This is a genomic window from Paenibacillus sp. FSL H7-689 (genome assembly GCF_000517905.1).
GTDB classification, from domain to species: Bacteria; Bacillota; Bacilli; order Paenibacillales; family Paenibacillaceae; genus Paenibacillus; species Paenibacillus amylolyticus.
On the sequence record NZ_ASPU01000028.1, the window covers coordinates 76,477 to 93,712 of the forward strand.

Consider the following 17,236-nt stretch of genomic DNA (forward strand, 5'->3'; position numbering starts at 1 on the left):
AATAGCGTGTGCCAGGTTCATTAGAATAAAATAACTTTAATAAGGGATGTCCTCAGTCATGCTCATGACTTATGGGACGCCCCTTTTTATGCTCCGTTAATGATGATAGCTGGAAAATTACTGTAGATGGAGAAATGAAGTCTCTTACGTGGTCGGATCAACATTGTGATGTCACAAGCGAGGCAGATCAGCTGTTGAAACTGCGGAAGTTCATTCAACAGATCGTTGAAACGAAAGAAGCCTCCGTATACATTTTGATCGACCTTTTAACAATTCCTCCCTTCTGACCGATATATAATAAGTACATCTATGTAATCAGAAAGCGAAAGGAGTGCAGAACATGGATATTGCAGCATTATCAATGGCGATGAGCCAAGCTTCAGTAGTGCAGTCGGCAAGCTTGCAAGTGATGTCGATTACAAAAGACATGGCACAGCAGCAAGGCCAGCAGATGGCAGAAATGTTGAAGTCAATGCCTGCTCCTCATCCCAATCTGGGTAGAAGTCTCGATCTTTCGGTTTAGTTGAAATTACAGTATGTGTCCTCATGTAATACCCATTGCAGCAAGCAAAACCCAAACAGCTCCAATTCGAATGAATTGAAGCCGTTTGGGTTGTTTTTTTCTAAATACATTCCGAAAATTATGATCTTTTTATTACGATCTTCTCAGCGAAACTTTGACAAACTTGGAAATCTGCCTTCAAAGGGCAGTGTATCCTTCAATGTCCATAACTCATCGTAACTGGAAATCTGAAGATCGGCTTTGGACAAGTCCTGGTTGCCTGATCCCGGATTACGATATCCTATGCAGCGCATGCCTGCACTTTTGGCGGCCTGAACACCATTGCGCGAGTCCTCGATCACTAGACAATTCGAAGGAGATGCACCAATCATTTCAGCTGTGGTCAGGAAAATATCTGGTGCCGGCTTGCCGTTTGTAACTTCCTCACCTGTCATTCGCACCTCAAAGTATTGTCCAAGTCCGGTTTTGTCCATGATCAAATCAATCAGTGCACGTGGAGAGGAAGAAGCAACGGCTATGGGTATATGTTGCTCATGCAGCCAGCTTAACCAGCGTTCCACGGAAGGCATTGCCGTCAGATTCGAATGGGCAAGCATCGTTTGCATCACATTATGCTGATGATAAGCAAATATTTCTTCCAGCGTAGCTGTCAGTTGATGCTTGTCCAATACTTGTTGCCACATGGATTCCAGCGTAACTCCTACATAGTTATGATGTTCTTCATCAGTCACCCTTGCTCCAAAATGGGTAAAAGAGCTGCGCTCAATCTCGAAATAAATCGGTTCGCTGTCAATCAGTACACCATCCATGTCAAAAATGACCGCTTGAATGATGTCATCATTGGGGGCTCCCAGTCCGTTAGATTCTTTGTTCGCTGCCATGTTGTATTCCTCCTCCAGGATTGTGTATACATATATCTCTAATGTAATCCATTCATGGTTAACGTTCCACTTCAGAAACTGGAACCGCTGGATTGCAGCACAACTTTAATGGCATGTGAAGAGGCTTGAAGTGTGCGTCCCTGGATATCACAGCCAAGTGTGCGGAATGCTTCTTCGTAATCCTCCAACGGGAAGGAGTGGGTGATGATTTTTTTTGCCGGAATAATCCCTTGTTCAATCATATAATGTGCGGTTGCAAATGTTCCCAGAGAATCGATGGAACCAATAATTTTCAGACTGCGGTCCACAACTTCTTTGGGATTGAAGGATGTGTTTCCATCTCTCAGACCAACCAGCATCAGGTAACCGCCGCTGGCGAGCTGGGAAAGTACTTGTGTGCCCACAACGCCCGTTGTATCCACAATCATATCGACCTGCTGGGTTGCGGGTGACAGTAATTCTATGGCATTTTCGAAGGATGAATGAACTTCCCAACGATCAGGTGCAATGGAACCAGCAATGGCTAAGCGTTCTTCGGAGATGTCAACCAGACAGCCGGTAACCCCTTTGGAAGCGAGCGCGTAGCTGTACAGAATGCCGATCGGGCCTGCACCGAGGATGATTGTTCTGAAATTCGGCAGTAGATGAATCTGATTAATCCCCGTCAGCATACAGCTGAGTGGTTCCGTCAAAGTTGCTTCTTCATAGCTCACATGCTCCTTCAATTTGTACAAAAAACGATCCTCGGTCACATAATAATCTGTAAATGTTCCGTCAGCACTCACACCTGTCTCGGTAACAGACTTATGTGTGCAATGATTTTGTCTGCCTGTTCTGCACATGTCACACTGTCCGCAATAGTAGGTAGGGTCGATCACAACACGGTCGCCCGCTTGTAATGTCGTTACCGCAGAGCCAACATCAATGACTTCCCCGGCAGACTCATGACCGAGAATGACAGAAGGAACTGCATGATATTTGCCGCTGACAATACCGAGATCGGTACCACATACACCTGTCGCCCGAATACGAACCAACACCTGATTATCTCTTGTAATTTCCGGGACAGGCCGTTCCTCAAGCGCCACATCCCAAGCCGATTTGTATACCAATGCAAGCATGATATAACCTCCTTATAATAATATAAAATATAAAAATAGCGATTCATCTTAAAATAGTTTTTTCAAGATACGAAAGTAGTGAAGGGGACGAAATCGATTCTGGAGAAGCGAAGCGTTCGCCTCAAAGCTTTCTGAAAGAAAGCTGCTTCGGAAGCATATGCTATCAATGGATTTTTCCCTTGGGAAAGGGAAATCAAGAAAATCCGTGGATAACAGCGATCATAAGAACGATTCGTAACCGAAACGACCACTTCGAACAGTTGCATTGAAATGTTTTAATTAACGCTGGCAAGCACCGAATCCAGCCGCTCCACAATCTCAACCAGTTCGTCTTCGGTTGTGGTAAGGGAAGGCCGGACCTTAACAACGTTGCCGAAGCCATATCTTGAACTTCTCAAGATCAGATGTTCATCTGTAAAAGCGCGGTCAACAATGGCATTGGTTTTGAGCGTATCCGGTTCATTACCGTCACCTACAATCTCGAGCCCCCACATTAACCCGACACCACGAGCTTCACCGATACTTGGGTATTTCATTGCCAATTCTTGCAGCAATTCACCCAGAATTTCACCTTTGCGTTTCACGGCATCCAGAAATCCGGGTTCGGATACCACTTCCAAGGTGGATTTGGCAGCAGTTACGGAGATCAGATTGCTTCCTGAGGTGAAGGAGTGTTCGTGCTTTTCGAGCACATTCAGCCGGGATTGCATTAACACCGCAGCAACAGGTACGCCGATCCCGCCAAGACCTTTTGCAAGGGTAATCATATCAGGCTGGATATCAAACAGTTCGCTGGCAAACATGGTTCCGGTACGACCGATGCCTGTCTGCACTTCGTCAGCAATGAGAATAATATTGTACTCATCACACAGTTTACGCAGACGTTTGAAATATCCGGGAGGAGGGATGATATTGCCGCCATTTCCGAGAATAGGTTCGATAATCATGCAGGCGACTGAGCCAGAACTTGCATATTCTATCGCATCTGATATAGCTTCAACGCATTGATATCCGCAGTCTCCATTTGAGGATTTGAATGGGCAGCGATAACAGTATGGGGCAGGTACATGGACAGCGTTAGCCACAGCCGAATTGGGGAACCGTTTCCGCCGGAAGGCATTTCCCGAAATCCCGGTGGCAAATTGGGTCTGCCCATGATGGGATAGATACAGGCTGATGATGTCTGTTGATTCGGTATACTTCTGTGCAATTTTGGTTGCACATTCGTTGGCAGTTGAACCAGTGATATCCCGCATCCATCCGGCATTAATGTCGTTTGGAGCATATTCGATTAAGTGATCAAGTACTTCATTTACGTACGGTTCAGTGAAGGAGGAAGACATATGCGTCAGATTGCCGACTTGTTCCTGAATTTTGCTGACTACATGTGGGTGATTATAGCCCAGTGACAGATTGAATGTTCCCGACACGCCGTCCAGGTATTCAACACCTGAATCGTCAATCAACTTAATCCCTTTTCCGGCTATGAAGCGGTTGTTGGTTAAAGTTTGCATACGATTTCCTCCAATATAATGGTGTACTAGCTCGAACGAAGCTCAACAATCCCGGATGATACGGGCATCACCTCCCTTAAGAAACGATGTTTACATTTTCTTGCTATGTTGTGCGAGAGCAGTACGTACTGCATTATTTTTATTTTTTACAGTCCATAGATGAGAGACCATCAATGTGAGCAGCAGGATCAGACAGAATCCGGCCAAAATCCAGATTGTATTCACGACAGGCCCTGTACTCATACTCCATCCAGTCACATACTGCAAGATGGCACCCCCAATACCCCCCGATGCGATCAGGATACTGGTTGTCCGCTCGGTCATACCGGGAATCAAAACATTAGCATAGACCAGTGCGATACAGAACAGCCCTGACATGAATAGACCGGTTCCGAAGATGAGTACATACGTTGCCCACTGTCCAGTTACAAATACCATAGCGGATGTGAACAAAAACGTACCGACTGTACTCCAGATCAGGAAAGGCATATAGTTGACGGCTTCCGCTATTTTCCCGGAGAAAAGACGACCGATGATCATCGCAATCCATAGGATGGAGACACTCAGCGATGCGACGGATTCCTGAAGCTGCAATCGTTCTACGAGAATGGAAGGCAGGAAGTTCATCAATCCCAATTCCAATCCCATGTAGATGAAAAAGAAGATGACGAAGATCGTCAGCAGACCCAGATGTTTTCTCGAATATTGGGCTTTACCTGCTGCATGTGCCACTGTATTCTCGCCAGCCTGTTCCAGATACAGTGCGGCTGGCCGGGGCATAGTGATCCACAGCAGCATAAGAACCAGTGACAACACGGCCACCGTATAAAAAGTAAGATGCCACAGATCCATCCAGATGAATAAAGCAGCGACAGCCGGGATGAGAAGTGCTCCAAGAGCAAAGAAGACATCCAGCTTGGACATGGCGACCGCCTTTTGATTCTCAGTGAATTCGATCGTGAATGCACCTACAGAGGGTTCGATGATACCTGAACCGAAACCTACGATAATTGTGAGAAGAAGAACTACAGACCAGGATGGCAGAAAACCGAGTACTATATAGGCGGCTACAATACAAATCAGAGCTAGGGTCAGCATCGCTTTTCTTCCGATACGGGCTGTCAGGGCAGGAGCTACGATTACACCGACAAGAAATCCAAGAAACTGCAGAAATAACAAAAATCCGCCATCACTGTAACCGCGCTCATAATGTGACAACAAAACAGGGAGAAGTGCACCGAGCACAACGCTGGTTATGCCGATTAACAGATAAAAACCGCAGCTTAGAGCGAATATTCTTTTCAAAAGCCCGCCTCCTAGTTGGATATAAATTTTATATTATGTAATTAATGTTTATTTCATATATAACTTATACCATAATTGTCCAAATGTACATGCTTTTCGTTGTAAAATAATGTTAAATTTTGATGAAAAGAAATATTTCTCGTGCTAAGTTTTTTCTAAAACGATTTCGTGTCGAAAGGGTAGATATGATTCAATTCATATGACCTTTTAACAGGGTTTGGCATCTGTATTGATCGAGAATAGTAAAACGTGCATATATAAAAAAACGTTCCCTGTCTAGGTAGACGGGAAACGTTCTGATTAACCGTTTTATATAATGATACCTGACCTCAACCTATCGCCATTAAGCAGTCTGTACAAAGAAAATTCCATCGAATGGTGCGTGAGCAGAAGCGGGACCCTTTCGCAAAAATAAATAACCATTTGCATCGGGAAGACCCAATATATCCCGATAAGGCTCAGGAAAATCTCCGGAATATATTTGACACACCAGTTGATGTTCCTCTAGCAAATGGTCAATTCCTTTCACACCGTTTGGTACAGTGGGAGAGAAAAATGAAAATGCAGGGAACTCCTGTTCGTCTAACTCCGTTTCAATCAAACGTACGCTGCTTAACGGAATGGATGGAACGGGACATACGGAAGTCAGTGGACGCGAAGATACCGAGACATAAGTGCATCCGGCAACAATATTCTCGTTCCATTCCAGTTCATCTCCCGTATAGGTTACCTGATCCAGAAAATATTCGGAGGCGGAGTAGGTCGAGAAGACCGAGATATATTTATCTTGTGGTAAAGAAGGGATATGGACCTGCTGTGAAAGTGTATTGCAATGGATGGAGAACAGATGTAATAAAGGCTGCCCCTCAGGGTTGAGCGGCCAGTCGGAAACGTACGCAGTTTCTCCACCAATCCACATGCCAGAGTCTTGGTTTGGATTATCGGGGTCAACTGTAAATCGAGTAACTTTGTACATGAGAAACTCCTTCCAGAGTGTAATTTGGCTCTCCAATGTAATGTTGTATGTGTTTTTATATAACCATTCATTGCTTCGATTCAGTATAAATGAGATGATGTGGAATGAAAACCAGTACAAGGTACTAACTCATTACACGGTGTGAATGAACGTACCAGCACTCTAAGAACTAGTGGCAATATTACAGATGAGAAGCGGTGACACATGTTAATTAACAAATACATAAGTGAAACGGGATTCTGCTCCCGCAGGGAAACGAACCGTTTAATTGCGGCCGGGCGCATAACGATCAATGGCAGGGTATGTGAAAAAGGGGCGGAAGTTGAACCTCACGATGTGGTACTCATTGATGGCAAGCAGATTCCTCGTAATGAGAGCGAACCTGTCTACATTGCTTTGAACAAACCCATCGGTATTGTCTGCACAGCAGCAGAACATGTGAAGGGGAACATCATTAAATATATGAATTATCCTTCTCGCATATTTGCGATAGGCAGGCTGGATAAGGCATCTGAGGGGTTGATTTTGCTTACGAATGATGGAGGCATTGTGAACAAGATGATGCGTTCGGAGCATAATCATGATAAAGAATATGTAGTGACTGTAGACAAACCCGTAACTGACGAATTCGTAAAGTCCATGTCTGATGGCGTTGAAATTCTGGACGTGGTGACCAAGCCCTGCGAAGTGTATAGGCAAAGTGACAATGTATTTCGTATTATTCTGACACAGGGTCTCAACCTGCAGATCCGCAGAATGTGCAAAGCCTTGGGGTACCGAGTCCTCAAGCTGGAGCGTGTACGAATTATGAATATTACGCTGGATCAACTCGAGCGGGGGCAATGGCGTCATCTGGAGCAAGAGGAACTGGAGATTCTGCTGTCTCAATTAAATGAGATAAAATGAATGACTTCTGCTGCATGTTAACGGTGGTCAACCATGATGTCCAGTCATATCAGTAAAAAATGAAGCAAACACTAACCCCTATGTGGATTAGTGTTTTTGTTGTTAAGCTTGTGTCCTTTTTGTTCTGAAATGTAAGAGCCAAATAGGGTTAAGAACGCACCGAGTACAATCACCCAGGTTATCTGCTCTTGAAGAATCAGTGCAGATGACACAACAGTAATGACAGGCACCAGATAGATATATACGCTCGTTTGGATAGCTCCGAGAAGATTCACAGCCCGGTTCCAGGTCACGAAACACAGCGCGGAGGCACCTAGACCGAGGTATAGAAAATTGGAAAGATTGGTCACGCTCGTGAAGCGCCCGAGTTCCCAATGGAATTCAAACAGGAAAAGAGCTGGCAGCATAAAGATCAGGCCATAGAAGAATACTTTGCGAGTCGCGCTAATGGTGTGATAACGAAGCTCACCAATTTTCCGCATTAACACAGAGTAGATCGCCCATACCGCAGGTGCTATGAAAGCAAGCAGATCACCTATCGGATTCAGTTGCAGAATGAAACTGCCGTTCAGTGCGATGAGTAGGATGCCGCTCAAGGCAATCCCGAATCCGATAATGAAGCGGCGAGTTAACTTCTCACCATCTAAGAAGAAGTGTGCGAGTACGGCAGTGAAGAACGGGGCAATGGAGACAATAACACCCACGTTGGAAGCTGTTGTGTACACCAGAGCAATATTTTCAATAAGAAAATATAACGTCACCCCACATAGTCCTGCTCCAATAAATAACCATTCTTCTCTGAATGAGGCGATCCGCAGTGAACGTGGATAGATCAATAACAGTACCAAATACCCGATCAGGAAACGGAAAAATAGAATTTCCACTGGAGTAAAGTCAATCAGCAGAACCTTCGTCGAGACAAAGGTAGTTCCCCAGATCAGTATAGTAAACAAAGCGAGTAGATGTCCGGTAGAGGCTTTAGTGTTTTGATGACCAAGATGACTTGTCATACGATGTTAGTGGTGGTTCGTTTCAACTCTGAATCATGATTGAAGATACGTCTATATTGCTTGGGTGTCAGGCCGATCAGTTTTTTGAAAAAATTCGTGAAATGGCTCTGGTCACTGAATCCTGTCTGTGCGGCTACTTCAATCGGAAGCAGACCTTGTTCCAGCAGACGTTTGGCTTGATTAATGCGAATCGTTTCCAGGTAACGGTAAGGTGATATCCCTTTCTGGCGCGTGAATAAACGCAGCAGGTGGTACTTGCTCATCTCCGTCAAATCGGCTAACTCGTTCAGTGAGATGCTCTCCATGTAATGAGCTTCTATGTAATCACATATGCGTCTGATCTCCAAGGTCACATCCTGTGTGGAAACAGGTGGTTCAGCATCCGAATAATCTCGCAGCAATTGATCCAGTAGTAAGAGTAACAATTCTTCTTTGCAGAAATCCGATTGCTCTTCCAGAATCATCTGATGCAGCTCGTGCAGGGAACCCACAAGTTCACTTTGGTAGAGAACGGGGGATGTAAACCGTGGCAAGTAAGCTTGTCCGGTAATCTCTCTCGCATAATCTAGCATAACCTCAGGCTGGACATTGATACAGCGATAATCGAGGGTTCTGCCATCGACCTGTTCGCAGGCATGAGGATCATGTGGATTAAAAACAATCATATCTCCGCTATTCAGCATGTATTCTTCGTTGTTGCAGACGAGGTGTCGCTTGCCTTGTTCAATGAATCCAATGACGTAATAGTCATGAAAATGATTGGGAAACTTCTGCATAATGCCTTCAAATTGATAAGCTTCTAGCTGTAGATCGGTATCAAATACGACAGTCCGGACTTCCCGAGTCATGATGCACCTTCTTTCTGGTATGTTAACGTCATTATAGGTTGCAAAGAAGGAATTTTCTTGAACGATATTGCTATTGCTCGAAGTGTTTGGTCGGACAGATATCTCTAAAAACAAAATACCCGCAATCCCGGAGGGAAAGCGAGCCCTTTGCTAAGTATAGTTGATTCATGAGTTCAAACCTATATATAGTGGAGAAAAAATCTCTGGAACAATAAGTAATTGTTCTTAGTGTAACGTAGCGAGTATTTCAGGTGTAAAAGGGTGAATTTCAGATACGCGGCCTTCCTGTATTTTAACTGCCCATGCCGGGTCACCAAGAAGCGCACGTCCCACAGCCACCAGATCAAATTCCTGTTGATCGAAACGCTTCATAAGCTCGCTCATACCTGGATGTGTTGCTTTATCTGCTCCTGCTTCAGGCTCATCTGGCATACCCACAGAACCGACGGTAATGGTGGTTTGACCACTTAGCTTTCGCACCCAGCCTGCAAATCCAAGCTCAGATCCTTCAAACTCGGGCTCCCAGAAGCGTCGTGTCGAGCAGTGGAAGATATCTACACCTGCGTCAACCAGCAAATGAAGGAATTGTTCCAGTTGTTCGGGGGTGTCGAACAGTCTGGCTTGATAATCATTCATCTTCCATTGGGAAATCCGCATCGCGATAGGGAAATCAGGACCTACCGCAGCACGAACTGCCATTACAACTTCAACCGCGAATTGAGTTCGTTTCTGTAGGTCACCGCCATAGCGGTCTGTTCTCCTATTCGTTGTTTTCCAGAAAAATTGATCGATCAGAAAACCGTGTGCACCGTGAAGCTCAATTCCGTCAAAACCAATGCTTTGTGCATTGGCTGCTGCATCTGCATAAGCTTGAATCACAGTTGCGATCTCTGCCTCCGTCATGGGCGCACCTACTTGAGTACCTTCCATATCAACTCCCGATGGACTAAGAGATTCAGCTTCTGGGTGAGGTTGAGATCCAGAAGGGCGGGTAATACCCAAGTGCAGAATTTGCGGGAAAATCTTGCCGCCAGCTTCATGGACTTGTTTGACTACTTCAGCCCAGCCGTGAAGAGCTGCTTCTCCATACATATGAGGGAGCCTAGGCTCACTTGATGCAGACGGATGCTCAATCGTTGCACCCTCTGTAATAATGAGTCCAACACCATGCTCGGCACGTCGGCGATAATATGCAGCTACATCGGGACCTGGCACACCATCCGGGGAGAAGGCACGAGCCATGGGGGACATGACGATGCGCGAGGATAGGGTTAACTTTTTAACAGTGTATGGTTGGAACAGAAGCTCCGTAGAAATAACGTTATGTTGTTGATTACTCAAACTAAGCACCTCCATTATTATGCACCTTCAAGCGGGTACAAGTGCAATCTTAACAAGGTGTATAGGCATGCTCAACCAACAATCGAAGCATTTTGTTGCTTAAGCGAAAGACACGGATTATTGTATGGTGTCTTTGCACTTACTTTCACTTGTTGAACAATTAACACTTATCTATAATGAAGGAGTCTAACCAAATATTTTGTGTACAAAGGAGGATTGGGACATGTCTGGTGTATTGTCTCCAAACTCGAATGATCCGCGTGTAATCCGCACGCGTCAATTAATTCTTGATGCGTTTTTAAACCAATTGAATATTAAAAATTTCAACAGCATTACGATTCAAAACATTACGGAACAAGCCACAATTAACAGGGCTACATTCTACGCCCATTTTCAGGATAAATATGCACTGCTTGAAGCCTTTTTAGCGGATGCTTTTATGGAATATGTAACGAAAAGAGTGAACCCGGATGCCCGGTTATCAGCCGAAACCATACAGCAGCTTATATTTTCATTATGTGATTATCACGTCTCAAGTAATGGTTGCATCAAAAAATATGAGACAGTTGCACCAATTATTGAAGAGAACATCAAGACTCAACTGGAGCAATTCCTTCTTGAATTATTGAGCAAAGTAGCGGGTGATGTAGATCCCAAAACGCTGAAAATTACGGCAACCACGCTAAGTTGGTCGATCTATGGAATGACGTATCGATGGAATATTGAAGGCGGGCAGGAATCTCCGGCTGAATTAGCCAACAGAGTGGTCCCTTATATGATGGGTGGATTGGAATTGTTGAATTAACTTTATTTAACGAAACTGCATTATTATTCGAATGGACATGGGAGGAATAACAAGATGTTTGAACATTTGGTTGTTTTTAAATTTAACGATAAAACCACACTAGCTAAACAGCAGGAATGGGTGGATCAATTGCTCGCGTTACAGGAACAAATACCGGGGATTGTCGCGCTGACTGCAGGGATCAATGCAACGGAAGAAACGGATCGTATCCAAGGTTACACGATTGGATTGAGAGTGACGTTTGAAGATCAGGAGGCATTGCGCGCCTATGGTCCACATCCTGCTCATCAGGCATTTGTAGCTTCCCTCGATGGTTGGGTGGAAGATGTAATTGTAGTTGATTATGCTATTTAAAGGCGCGAAATCAGGGTTTAACGAATATAGGAGTTGAGGATCCCCATGTGTTTAATTTTATTTGCTTATAACATGCATCCAAAGTATCCGCTTATATTGGGATCAAATAGGGATGAATTCTATCACAGACCTACGGCTCAAGCACACTATTGGGAAGACCATCCTCATATATTGGCTGGCCGGGATTTGTCGAAAATGGGAACCTGGATGGGCGTAACCAAAGGTGGGCGTCTGGCTGCTGTTACGAATTATCGTGATCCAAATGAAGATATACATGCCAAGGGCTCAAGAGGAGATCTGGTTGCTGATTTTTTAAAGGGAACGTCCACACCTGAGCAATATATACAACACGCGGAGAGAAGTCGCAATGATTATCCTGGCTACAATTTGTTAGTAGGTGATCCTGACGACCTCTATTATTATTCTAATGTGGGTAATGTTGTGATGAAGTTGAAACCTGGAATATACGGGATTAGTAATCATTTGATTAATACGGATTGGCCCAAGGTGAAACGTGGGAAAGAAGGGCTGGAGAAAATCATCCAAGGGGAGGACGAAGCAACCCTGACAGAACAAATATTAGGTTTGCTGCAAATGGCAGACCCTTCAGTGGATGATCTTCTACCCCATACAGGTGTTCCATTGGAATGGGAACGTTTGCTTTCTCCCATCTTCGTAAAAAGTGAAAAATTCGACTATGGGACCAGAGCTTCATCCGTTGTTCTAATGAACAGAGAAGAAGTGTCTTTTACGGAGAGGGTTCACCAGAACGGAGAGGTAATGGAGCAACGTTTTAACATCAAACCTCTTAACTCGACAAGCTGAGAATAAGAAACAAGTGATGTTCTGACATTATGCATTAACATGAATCAATGAAGTTACCTCTCACGTTCATGTTTCATTGCTTCTGAGTGTAAAGAGTACTTTTGTTTTTCTGCGTCAACTAATATAACACGACACAGACGGTTTGAGAGTTCTTTTTGTATAACACGCCCAATTTTAGTTGGACTCTTTATCTCTTATCACAATTCTATGTTATGAATCATGGAACTTCCCTGAATAGTTTATATAATGTGAATCAACATAACATGATTTTGCAGCGGTTCTGTTGATTCTAATTTCAGGGGGGCAACGTGGGATGAAAGAAACCAAAAAGATGAGAGTTTTTTCACTGGGGATTCAGCACGTACTCGCGATGTATGCGGGAGCAATTCTGGTGCCTTTGCTTGTGGGCAGAGCACTAAATCTGACTGCAGAGCAGTTGGCATATCTGGTATCCATTGACCTGTTAACGTGTGGGATTGCAACATGGCTTCAGGCTCGGAAAGGGAAGTACTTGGGTATTGGGTTGCCAGCGGTGCTCGGAAGTTCTTTTGTAGCGGTGACACCCATGATTGCGATTGGATCGCAATACGGAATTCCTGCCATATATGGGTCGATCATCGCAGCAGGGTTATTTATCGTCATCTTTGCCGTATTTTTTAGCAAAATTGTCAAATTGTTTCCACCAGTTGTGATCGGTACAGTGGTAACCATCATCGGTCTTGCGCTGATTCCAACGGGAATTAAAAACATGGCGGGTGGAGCAAACAGTGAGAATTTCGGAAGTTTGGACAATTTGGCGCTTTCATTTGGTGTATTACTGTTCATTCTAATCCTGAATCGATATGCTCGCGGGTTTGTTAAATCCCTGGCTGTTCTCCTTGGTATTATCGTGGGGACCCTCATCGCAGCCATTATGGGAAAAGTGAATTTTGCCTCTGTACAGGAAGCCTCCTGGTTCCATTTACCTCAACCCTTTTACTTTGGATGGCCTACCTTTGAAATCGGCCCCATTATTACAATGATTATTGTAGGTACGGTGGTTATCATCGAATCAACAGGTGTATTTATGGCTTTGAGCAAAATCTGTGATCAACCGATCAACGAAAAAGATCTGGCACGGGGATATCGCGCAGAAGGTCTCGCGTTTGTTCTGGGCGGCATCTTTAATGCTTTTCCATATAATACATTTGCTCAGAATGTCGGTTTGGTTCAGCTCTCCAAAGTGAAAACGACCAATGTTGTTGTTGCAGCCGGAGGTATTCTGGTCTTTCTGGGACTCATTCCGAAGGTAGCTGCTTTTGCAACCATTATTCCAAGTGCTGTCCTCGGAGGAGCGACTGTTGTCCTGTTTGGAATGGTTGTCTCATCCGGGATCAAAATGCTGCAAAACGTCGACTTTGGCAAACAATCCAATCTATTGATCGTGGCTTGCTCCGTTTCACTTGGGCTCGGTGTTACTGCTGTACCCGATCTGTTTGCCCAGCTTCCTCAAAGTGTTCGGATTATTGTTAGCGATGGTATTATCACAGGAAGCCTGTCAGCGATCCTGCTTAATGTCTTCTTTAACCTCGCTTTGAAAAAAGGGAGCTTGCCAGTACAGCCTGTACAGGCTCAGGAAGCACATACGTAATCCTTGTAATAACAGACGTGTCATCTAGGAGTAAGTAAGCGGAATGGATCCAAGATGGTTTTCTGGGAAGTGGAATGCAAGACAATGATTCCACTTGGCAAAGAAACCTCTTGGATTTTTTGGTGCTTACGATTCATGAGGAATGCAAAAGGCATGCAAATATGCTAAAGTTTCATCAAGAACATTTAATATGTTCGTTTAAGTCAACAACCTCTTGAATTGAATTTCCATGCGACTACATAAATGAGCATTGGTTCACAAGGCTACAATATAACCAAGGGATATCCCTGGTGCAGAAAAGGAGTTGTGATCACCATGCAACAAGAAACGTTGAACAAAGGGTGGAACTTGGAGAATAGTTATGCGCAGTTACCGCAACCCTTTTTTACAAGTCAGGGCGCAGTGCCTGTTGAATCACCAAAGCTAATCATTTTCAATAGATTGCTTGCATCCAGCCTGGGACTGGATGTGGAGTCTCTTGACAGTGATGAAGGAGCGCAAATTTTTGCAGGTAATTCGATCCCGGAAGGAGCCGAGCCTTTGGCTCAGGCCTATGCAGGACATCAATTTGGCAATTTTAACATGCTTGGAGATGGGCGTGCTTTGCTGCTAGGTGAACAGATTACGCCACAGGGCGAGCGAGTGGATATCCAGCTGAAAGGTTCAGGGAGAACACCGTACTCTCGTGGAGGAGATGGACGTGCTGCTGTAGGGCCCATGTTGCGAGAGTATATTATTAGTGAAGCGATGTATGCACTGGGTATCCCAACGACACGCAGTCTGGCTGTGGTATCAACAGGAGAAAACATTATCCGCGAAACAGAGCGGCCAGGTGCCGTATTGACCCGGGTGGCTTCCAGTCATATCCGGGTAGCAACCTTTCAGTACGCAGCAAGATGGGGGTCTATTGAAGATCTTCGGGCGTTGGCTGATTACACGTTGAATCGACATTTCCCTGAGGTTGCCCAAGCCGAAAATCGCTATCTTTTGTTCCTTCAGGAAGGGATTAAACGGCAGGCGGCTCTCATAGCCCAATGGCAGCGTGTTGGTTTCATTCATGGCGTGATGAACACGGATAACATGGCGATCAGTGGTGAGACCATCGATTATGGTCCATGCGCCTTTATGGATGCTTACAATCCGTCGACCGTATTTAGCTCCATTGACAGACAAGGTCGCTATGCTTATGGTAATCAACCGTATATTGCCGGGTGGAATTTGGCTCGTTTTGCCGAGACGCTTCTGCCGTTGTTGCATGAAGATGAAGAACAGGCCGTGCAACTCGCTCAGGATGCTATCGCACAATTTTCTGAATTGTACCATCATCATTGGCTCAAGGGAATGCGTGCCAAACTGGGCTTGTTGGATGAAGAGGCCGAAGATGAAGCATTGATCAAGGAGCTTCTTGAACTTATGGAGAAGCATAGTGCAGATTACACCAATACGTTCCTGGCATTGACCTTTGATACATTGGAAGGGACAGCTTTGTTTGGCACGACAGAATTTGCTGAATGGCATGAGCGGTGGCAAGCAAGATTGGACAGACAGCAAGAGGAGAAGGAAGTCTCTCGACAGTTGATGAGAACAAGCAATCCAGCCGTCATTCCCCGAAATCATCGGGTCGAGGAAGCCCTTGAGCAAGCGGAGAATCACGGAGACCTTAGCGTGATGGAGAAGCTTTTGGCAGTTCTTTCAGATCCGTTTGCACACTCACCTGAACAGGCTGAATATGCCGAACTACCTGCACAATGTAATACTTCGTATCAGACTTTTTGTGGGACCTGATTGAACAGTAGGAATAAATATGAAGAGGCTGCCTTGGGCAGCTTTTTCATTTTTCATTCTGTCATCGACGTTACTTTTGCAGAGGCAGGTGCATTCATGTCCAACATGTTAAGCAAAGAACAATTGGCAGACATCCTTTTACAGCTTTTAGATAGTACATCTTTTCCCAGGGAACAGATGCAGAACTATGTTAACCGCTTGTTTGAGACCTTTAAATGGGATGGGGTGCCTTATGTAGAGAGTAGAAAAGATACGTATATCGTTCGAATATACGAACGTGGTCTCGTCTCATTGGAGAAACGGGTGAAACAGCCGGATGAAGTCATCTATTGGTTGCTGGAAGATATTATTTTCACCGCGACGCATGTAGGGTTGTTGGAAAGACATGGCGTGGATAATAAAGAGACGCATTTGAACTATACAAATGAAGTGATGAAGGACCTGAACAGGGGTGTCCTGGAAGCCTTCCAGCAGATCGGTGATCCGTATTTACATTGGCATCAGACGGGTAAACGTCAGGAGTTAGAGGGCATGGCATAAAGAAAAGTGAGGTGTGTTACATGAGCGAGCAAGATATTAATGACGTATGGTATGACTATGCTGTGTTATTTGTCGAAAAAAAGAATGAATCTGAACAGGGCTGGGCATCGTTGACTTCGAACGAGCAGGACATTGCAGCTTTATGGCTGTTAGAGGCGGATGTCTTTAACGGCGGTTTTATACAGTTTTTCTGTAACTGGGGGGAAGAGGTATACCGTTATGCGTTGCGGGCATTACATATCATTGATGCGACTCAAGTCGTGGAGATTATAACGTCAGCATACGGCTGCATTGAGCACTTGAAAGAGGATGAAAGGCTTACCGAACTGTGGGATATTCCTAAATTCCTGACAAAGGCACAAGAGCAGCAGTTAGATGCGCTGGATCAGCAGTTTTGGAACAATGAGGATCAGATCGCGGAGAAAGCTTATGGTTATTATCACGGAAAATTGAACATGATGATCATATAATCTGGTTTCAACTATGCATCCGTTGTTCTGTTCGAAGATTAATACTTGGTCTTGCAATGACTGAAACGTTCGGCTATACTTGCTATAAATTGAATACATGAATCACGTTGATAGAGCGCAGTAGCGGCTTTGTCCCTGTTACAGAAAGTCAGGGGTTGATGGAACCTGATACATACAAGGGCTGCGAATTACACTCTGGAGTACTTGGGTAATGCCAAGCGGATGGGCAAACGATATATTGCCAAAAGTGGTATGGATAACGTGTTAAGGTCACGTGTTGTCCATGCAATTTGGGTGGTACCACGGTTATAATAATCGTCCCTGTGTCTTAATGAAGACAAGGAGGCGATTTTTTTGTGTCCAAAAAAGCCGTTCCAGCGTGTAATTTCGTAATTTAACGTT

At 44.7% G+C, this 17,236-nt stretch carries 17 protein-coding genes and 1 other annotated feature; of the genes, 9 read left to right on the forward strand and 8 right to left on the reverse strand.

What is annotated here, in order from left to right; translation table 11 throughout:
* Window positions 1-340 precede the first annotated feature (340 nt).
* A complete protein-coding gene (locus tag C170_RS19970) occupies window positions 341-523 on the forward strand; it encodes a YjfB family protein (protein WP_036613510.1) in 183 nt (60 codons plus the stop codon).
* A gap of 143 nt (window positions 524-666) precedes the next feature.
* On the opposite strand, the gene C170_RS19975 is transcribed toward C170_RS19970, so the two are convergent.
* The 5 genes from C170_RS19975 to C170_RS19995 form a co-directional block, all read right to left on the reverse strand.
* Entirely contained in the window at window positions 667-1,404 is a 738-nt protein-coding gene (locus C170_RS19975; RefSeq protein ID WP_036613512.1) for an HAD family hydrolase, read from the reverse strand.
* 71 nt (window positions 1,405-1,475) lie between these two features.
* The gene (locus tag C170_RS19980; protein ID WP_036613515.1) at window positions 1,476-2,525 is read right to left on the reverse strand and encodes a zinc-dependent alcohol dehydrogenase; all 1,050 of its coding nucleotides are present in this window, start codon (window positions 2,523-2,525) and stop codon (window positions 1,476-1,478) included.
* Between the two features lie 275 nt (window positions 2,526-2,800).
* Entirely contained in the window at window positions 2,801-4,039 is a 1,239-nt protein-coding gene (locus C170_RS19985) for an aspartate aminotransferase family protein (protein ID WP_036613518.1), read from the reverse strand.
* Between the two features lie 90 nt (window positions 4,040-4,129).
* The gene (locus C170_RS19990; protein ID WP_036613520.1) at window positions 4,130-5,344 is read right to left on the reverse strand and encodes an MFS transporter; all 1,215 of its coding nucleotides are present in this window, start codon (window positions 5,342-5,344) and stop codon (window positions 4,130-4,132) included.
* Window positions 5,345-5,687: 343 nt separating this feature from the next.
* Complete coding sequence (locus tag C170_RS19995; RefSeq protein WP_036613521.1) at window positions 5,688-6,320, reverse strand: hypothetical protein; 633 nt, start codon at window positions 6,318-6,320, stop codon at window positions 5,688-5,690.
* 204 nt (window positions 6,321-6,524) lie between these two features.
* On the opposite strand from C170_RS19995, the gene C170_RS20000 reads away from it, so the two are divergent.
* On the forward strand, window positions 6,525-7,226 hold the full coding sequence (locus C170_RS20000) for a pseudouridine synthase (protein ID WP_036613522.1): 702 nt from the start codon (window positions 6,525-6,527) through the stop codon (window positions 7,224-7,226).
* A gap of 71 nt (window positions 7,227-7,297) precedes the next feature.
* Here C170_RS20000 and C170_RS20005 read toward each other — a convergent pair whose 3' ends face one another.
* The 3 genes from C170_RS20005 to C170_RS20015 form a co-directional block, all read right to left on the reverse strand.
* Window positions 7,298-8,236: a DMT family transporter gene (locus tag C170_RS20005; RefSeq protein ID WP_036613524.1), complete on the reverse strand. Its 939-nt coding sequence runs from the start codon at window positions 8,234-8,236 to the stop codon at window positions 7,298-7,300.
* Complete coding sequence (locus tag C170_RS20010) at window positions 8,233-9,084, reverse strand: AraC family ligand binding domain-containing protein (protein ID WP_036613525.1); 852 nt, start codon at window positions 9,082-9,084, stop codon at window positions 8,233-8,235. The genes C170_RS20005 and C170_RS20010 overlap by 4 nt, the downstream gene beginning before the upstream one ends.
* 225 nt (window positions 9,085-9,309) lie before the next feature.
* Window positions 9,310-10,425 carry an NADH:flavin oxidoreductase gene (locus C170_RS20015; RefSeq protein ID WP_036613527.1) on the reverse strand — a complete coding sequence of 372 codons (1,116 nt, stop codon included), beginning with the start codon at window positions 10,423-10,425 and terminating at the stop codon, window positions 9,310-9,312.
* 223 nt (window positions 10,426-10,648) lie between these two features.
* Between C170_RS20015 and C170_RS20020 the strand changes: the two genes are divergently transcribed.
* The 7 genes from C170_RS20020 to C170_RS20050 all read left to right on the forward strand — a co-directional run bounded on the left by C170_RS20020 (window position 10,649) and on the right by C170_RS20050 (window position 16,834).
* Entirely contained in the window at window positions 10,649-11,230 is a 582-nt protein-coding gene (locus tag C170_RS20020; protein WP_036613529.1) for a TetR/AcrR family transcriptional regulator, read from the forward strand.
* Between the two features lie 54 nt (window positions 11,231-11,284).
* Entirely contained in the window at window positions 11,285-11,584 is a 300-nt protein-coding gene (locus tag C170_RS20025; protein WP_036613530.1) for a Dabb family protein, read from the forward strand.
* 45 nt (window positions 11,585-11,629) lie between these two features.
* Window positions 11,630-12,409 carry an NRDE family protein gene (locus tag C170_RS20030; protein WP_036613532.1) on the forward strand — a complete coding sequence of 260 codons (780 nt, stop codon included), beginning with the start codon at window positions 11,630-11,632 and terminating at the stop codon, window positions 12,407-12,409.
* Window positions 12,410-12,722: 313 nt separating this feature from the next.
* A complete protein-coding gene (locus C170_RS20035; protein ID WP_036613533.1) occupies window positions 12,723-14,039 on the forward strand; it encodes a nucleobase:cation symporter-2 family protein in 1,317 nt (438 codons plus the stop codon).
* Window positions 14,040-14,354: 315 nt separating this feature from the next.
* Window positions 14,355-15,824, forward strand: a complete 1,470-nt coding sequence (locus tag C170_RS20040) for a protein adenylyltransferase SelO (RefSeq protein ID WP_036613535.1) — start codon at window positions 14,355-14,357, stop codon at window positions 15,822-15,824.
* Window positions 15,825-16,364, forward strand: a complete 540-nt coding sequence (locus C170_RS20045) for an Imm63 family immunity protein (protein WP_155985106.1) — start codon at window positions 15,825-15,827, stop codon at window positions 16,362-16,364.
* A 20-nt stretch (window positions 16,365-16,384) separates the two neighbouring features.
* On the forward strand, window positions 16,385-16,834 hold the full coding sequence (locus tag C170_RS20050) for a DMP19 family protein (RefSeq protein ID WP_036613537.1): 450 nt from the start codon (window positions 16,385-16,387) through the stop codon (window positions 16,832-16,834).
* Window positions 16,835-16,932: 98 nt separating this feature from the next.
* Window positions 16,933-17,160: a binding site (T-box leader), on the forward strand.
* Window positions 17,161-17,236: the final 76 nt, after the last annotated feature.